The 4,582-nt window shown below is 55.5% G+C and carries 3 protein-coding genes and 1 pseudogene; 3 read left to right on the top strand and 1 reads right to left on the bottom strand.

What is annotated here, in order from left to right:
• The 3 genes and pseudogenes from HK26_RS11570 to HK26_RS11560 form a co-directional block, all read left to right on the top strand.
• Positions 1-150, top strand: a pseudogene (locus HK26_RS11570) (IS5/IS1182 family transposase); the annotation flags it as partial.
• 331 nt (positions 151-481) lie between these two features.
• Complete coding sequence (locus tag HK26_RS11565) at positions 482-1,498, top strand: HamA C-terminal domain-containing protein (protein WP_086639923.1); 1,017 nt, start codon at positions 482-484, stop codon at positions 1,496-1,498.
• Complete coding sequence (locus HK26_RS11560) at positions 1,491-4,049, top strand: DEAD/DEAH box helicase (RefSeq protein ID WP_086639922.1); 2,559 nt, start codon at positions 1,491-1,493, stop codon at positions 4,047-4,049. The genes HK26_RS11565 and HK26_RS11560 overlap by 8 nt, the downstream gene beginning before the upstream one ends.
• Positions 4,050-4,089: 40 nt before the next feature.
• Here HK26_RS11560 and HK26_RS11555 read toward each other — a convergent pair whose 3' ends face one another.
• Complete coding sequence (locus HK26_RS11555) at positions 4,090-4,518, bottom strand: nucleotide kinase domain-containing protein (protein ID WP_257640992.1); 429 nt, start codon at positions 4,516-4,518, stop codon at positions 4,090-4,092.
• Positions 4,519-4,582 lie beyond the last annotated feature (64 nt).

The raw sequence follows: 4,582 nt of genomic DNA, 5'->3' as shown, positions 1-4,582 counted from the left end.
GAAGCGTCTGATGATCGATGCAACACATCTCAAGGCACACCGGACATCGGCGTCCCTGCTCAAAAAGGGGCTTTTCCCCGCCATATCGGACGGACAAAAGGCGGCCTGAACTCAAAACTTCATGCCGTGTGCGATGATCAGGGCCGACCTGGATCGGTGGCCGACGCACCTGCCTGATGCTCCTTCAGGATCCCGATTATCTGATCCTGCGTGAAACGCGATCCCTTCATTGCCTGTCTCCGGTTGGGCAGACTTTACTCAAAAACGAGGGCATTCCACGGGGCAGGGTCAAGCGGAGCATTTGCGACCATCACGCTCGTATTAGCAGCGGCCATTGATCTGCTAAACAACGCTGGATAATATCGTATAGAGGAGACGAGAAGAAAGGATCGAACTTGAAGCGGATTGAGTGGTTTAATGCTTGTGACCCTGGCCTGCCCGCGGCTCCTACGCACCAGTCACATTACATAGGCCACGTGCCATGAGAGCGTCTGATTCGGATGGGGTATCGGTTCCTTCTGGCGGGGGGGGAGTCGAGCCATCTATTCTGCAGACAGCGATCGAAATGCTGTGCGAAAAGCATCCTCATTTTCACGAATACGTCCGTAAAATCGATTTCGACTGGCAGCCCGACAGTCCCTTTCTAGCAGGCGAGTTCTTATATCCCTTGTTCGGGGCAGGCGGACCAAATATCGACGCATTGGTCCAATATATCTATCGTTCGCTCGTCCCGTTCTGCCTGCCGCGCGGTGAGGTCAAGCGTGTGCTCGACGCTGCTTGGGCTGCTCACGACGCCAACGCCATCATCACGTTGGGCGACCGTGCCCGAGAACTGTTTGTGCGCACGCGAGGCGCGGCGCTCAACGGAGGCGAGGCTGGAGAGCTACTTCTGTTCCTCATACTAGAGGCCGTTGTGAAAGCGCCTCTGCTTATCTCCAAGATGAGCTTAAAGACCAACAGCAACATGAATGTCCATGGTCGCGATGGCATTCATGTCCGTTACTGTCCCGACCTCAAGGGGCTGGTGCTGCATCTCGGCGAGGCCAAGCTGCACACCGGCCTCGCGACCGCAGTCGACGACGCGATAGGCTCGATCGTCGACTATCTGAGCGACCTTTCACTGCGGACGCGCGAGATCGACATCATCAACGGCAACATGGATCTGACCGGTCTCGCCCCCGAGGTGCAGGGCTATCTACAGGACACACTTAACCCCTATATATCACCACCACCGGTGTTCCACACGGTTCACACGTGCTTCATTGGTTTTAACTACCATGTCTACAGCAAAGTCGCGAAGTTGTCCGGCGATGCAATCGAGAGCACATTCCAGCAGATATATGCTAAGCGCGCTGGCGAAATCGCTGCGCTGATTCAGAAGAAGGTCGGTAATACTTTGCCCGAGCCTAACCGGCTGCGCTTCTTTGTGATGCCATTTCCCGACCTAACTGTTTTTCGCAAGGCATTTGCTCAGAAGCTGGGGGTGCATATTGCTTGAAGCGCTTGTTTCTGACATCCGGGAGAACGCCAGTTTCCTCACGGATTTTCAGGGGTTGCTCAGCGACCGTATGAGTCAAACGCTGGCGCGTGACGGCGGTCATGCCGAGCCCGAGGGACGAGTGCTCGAGCGGCTGATCCAGAGCGCAGGTTTGTTCAGCCTTAGCACGAATGCGGATGCACGTCGCGACGCATTTGCGATCGCGACTGCTGCCTTTGAACTTTATGGCGAGGCGCTTGGGGGCTTAGCCGACAGCCTGACCTTAGTGTTGAGCCGGCTCGGACATTTTCCTGCGCTCGATTTCCGCTCCGATTTTCGCGATCGTCAGTCGCGACTGCCAACGCCCGTGTTACTTGAGGCGACCTCCCATCGGATACAAAACACAATCTCCTTCGTCGGCGGTGAACTCTCGCTAACTGACTATCAGCGGGTTATCTGGAGTGATCTCAATAGCGGTCGTTCCGTAATCTCATCCGCTCCTACGTCGGCTGGAAAGTCTTTCACTTTCCAGATGTATCTGGTTGATCAATTGAGTCGCGGTAGGGCGCTCAGCGCAGCGTTTATCGTGCCGACCCGTGCGCTTATCACGCAGGTTTCAACGCAGCTGATCGCACGTCTGGCTCGTATTACGGAGTTGAAGGCCCGAATTCTAACCGTTCCGATGGCATCCGCTAACGTCTTGGGCCCGACCATCTACGTTATGACCCAGGAGCGCATCCAAGTTCTTCTCGGCGATCCCTCCTTCCATGTCGATATTGCAGTCATCGACGAGGCTCATCTTATCGGTGATGGCGACCGCGGCATCATCCTCCAGTCCGTGATTGAGGAATTACATGCACGCAATCCTGCGACGCAGCTACTCTTCACGCTGCCCCGCGTCACCAATCCCGACGCACTTGCGCGAATCTTCCGCATGGTCGATCTGCAGGTCCACAAAACGGCGGATAGCCCTGTCGGGCAGAATATCATCCTCCTCGATGTGCCCGACAGCGTGCCGGACCAAGTCGACGCGAGGCTATGGAACGGTACGCAACCAGCCGACTCCCTACGTTTCGATTTGTCTACAGCATTGGTCCAAGCTGACCAGAAGCTCGTTCATCTCGCCTGGCATTTCGGCCGAGGATCGCAAAGTATCGTCTATGGCGATACTCAGTCGGGGTGCGAGCGTCTGGCATGGTTACTCAAGGATCTTGCATCTGCCAGTGAGGAGGGTCCCTATACAGAGCAGCGCCGCGAGTTATCCCGTTTCATTCAAGATCATGTTCATCCCGATTTTCTGCTCGCTCAGACTGTTCTGGTCGGCATTGGCTTTCACTATGGCCATATTCCAAGTCTTGTGCGCCGTGCGATCGAGGAGGCATTCGATGACCGGACACTCGATTTCATCGTATGCACTAACACCCTACTGCAAGGCGTGAATTTGCCAGCGCGCAATATCTTCATGCGCTGCCCGGAAAAGGGGGAGGAGCCGCTTGAGCCAGTTGATTTCTGGAATCTGGCCGGCCGGGCGGGTCGTCTCGGAAAGGAATTTGAGGGCAACGTCTTTCTGATCGACTATGCCGCCTGGAAGAAGCAACCACTTGCATTCGGACCGGAAGGTTATATCCAATCAGCCCTTCAGGAGCAGGTCGTTGGCAACAGTGACGCTCTTATCGCCTATATTGGGAATGCCGGTATTGCGTCGGGACAGGACAAACTTCTCGAAAGCACCTTCTCTCGCCTATTCAGGGATTATCGGTTCGGGAAACTAGACGAAACCCTCGACCAGCTCGATGTCTCGACCGGCATCCGTGCTAAGATCGAGGCAGGTATTAAGGCGGCAGCCAGCACTATCCAGGTCCCCGATGTGACGCTCTGCGAGAATCCCACCATATCGCCGCATTGCCAACAGCGTCTCTATGCGAAATTAATCAAAGATGTGCCGAAGAAGGGTGTCGACTATTACATGCCTCCTCATCCCGCCGGTGATTGGAAGAAGGTGCAGGCTAGACTCATCGACGTATACCGCCGGTTACAAGTGGAGTTGGATGGCGAGCGCAAAAGCAAAGCCTATATCCGTTGGGCGACTCTATCGCTACAATGGATGCGCGGCGAGGGGCTGCCCGATCTGATCCAATTCGCTATTGATCAGGATAAGCGAAGGGCCGCTGAAGGACAGGCCGCAGGCCGACGTCTTCGTTTGCGCAGTAGGTCCTCAATCATCCGCGATATATTGAAGGACGTCGAACGCGGACTTCGGTTCAAATTCGTCAAGCAGATGGGTTGCTATAATTCAGTGCTACGCCAAGTGTTGATGGCGCTCGGTGAGCATCGAGCGGCGGCACACATTCCAGCCATCCCGCTGTTTTTAGAGGTCGGGGCGTCGTCAGAAACTATGCTCAGCCTAATCGATCTTGGCCTGTCGCGCATTTCCGCTCGGCTCCTGCAGCAACGCGCAGTAAATTACAACATGGACCGTGAGACGGCACTCGCATGGCTACGTCTCCAGGACTTCAGCACGATCGATTTGCCGGCGATTGTACACAGGGAAATCACCCTGCTTCTGGGTTGATACCTTTCGTTTGTGGCCTGATCAGGTCGTGATTGCGCTACTAAAGCAGCAAGGCTTGGTCAGTTGCCTGTCCGATCATATCGTGCGGAGAATTCAGCCTCCAGCGAGGAAGAAAGTGTGGTGACGCAAGCGGGCGGTTGGTCGCCTCGTAGGACTGTTTGATCCGCGTCCGACCTGAAATTCCGCTGATGTCAGGATGCGCTGTGCGCGCATATTTAGAGATCTCGCAGAACAGGTTCTGGCAATCGACCGGCTGGAGCGGTCGGCCGAACAGCCCGGGAAAATCAAGGCCGCGCTGCGCGAATTCCAGATTCTGGCGCTCATAGACCCACCGGATTACTGTCTCGGCGGATCGGCCCCGGCCCTCTGTATCACGGAAGCATTTCGAGATACCGTTGATCGCGCCGGGGCCAGCTACGACCAAGTCCGCCTCATCATGGTCCAGCATGGCAGAATAGTTTAGGCTCAGGACTCATTCTTTGAGGTAGAAGATGACGCTTGCTGCGATTTGGATTGCGGACATGAATGTATGA

The organism is Acetobacter okinawensis (assembly GCF_002153655.1).
GTDB lineage: Bacteria > Pseudomonadota > Alphaproteobacteria > Acetobacterales > Acetobacteraceae > Acetobacter > Acetobacter okinawensis_A.
This window is presented reverse-complemented; position numbering and strand designations above follow the sequence as displayed.

Excerpts from the sequence above, each read along its gene's own strand:
- HK26_RS11565 (WP_086639923.1), top strand. The coding sequence starts at position 482 with ATGAGAGCGTCTGATTCGGATGGGGTATCGGTTCCTTCTGGCGGGGGG.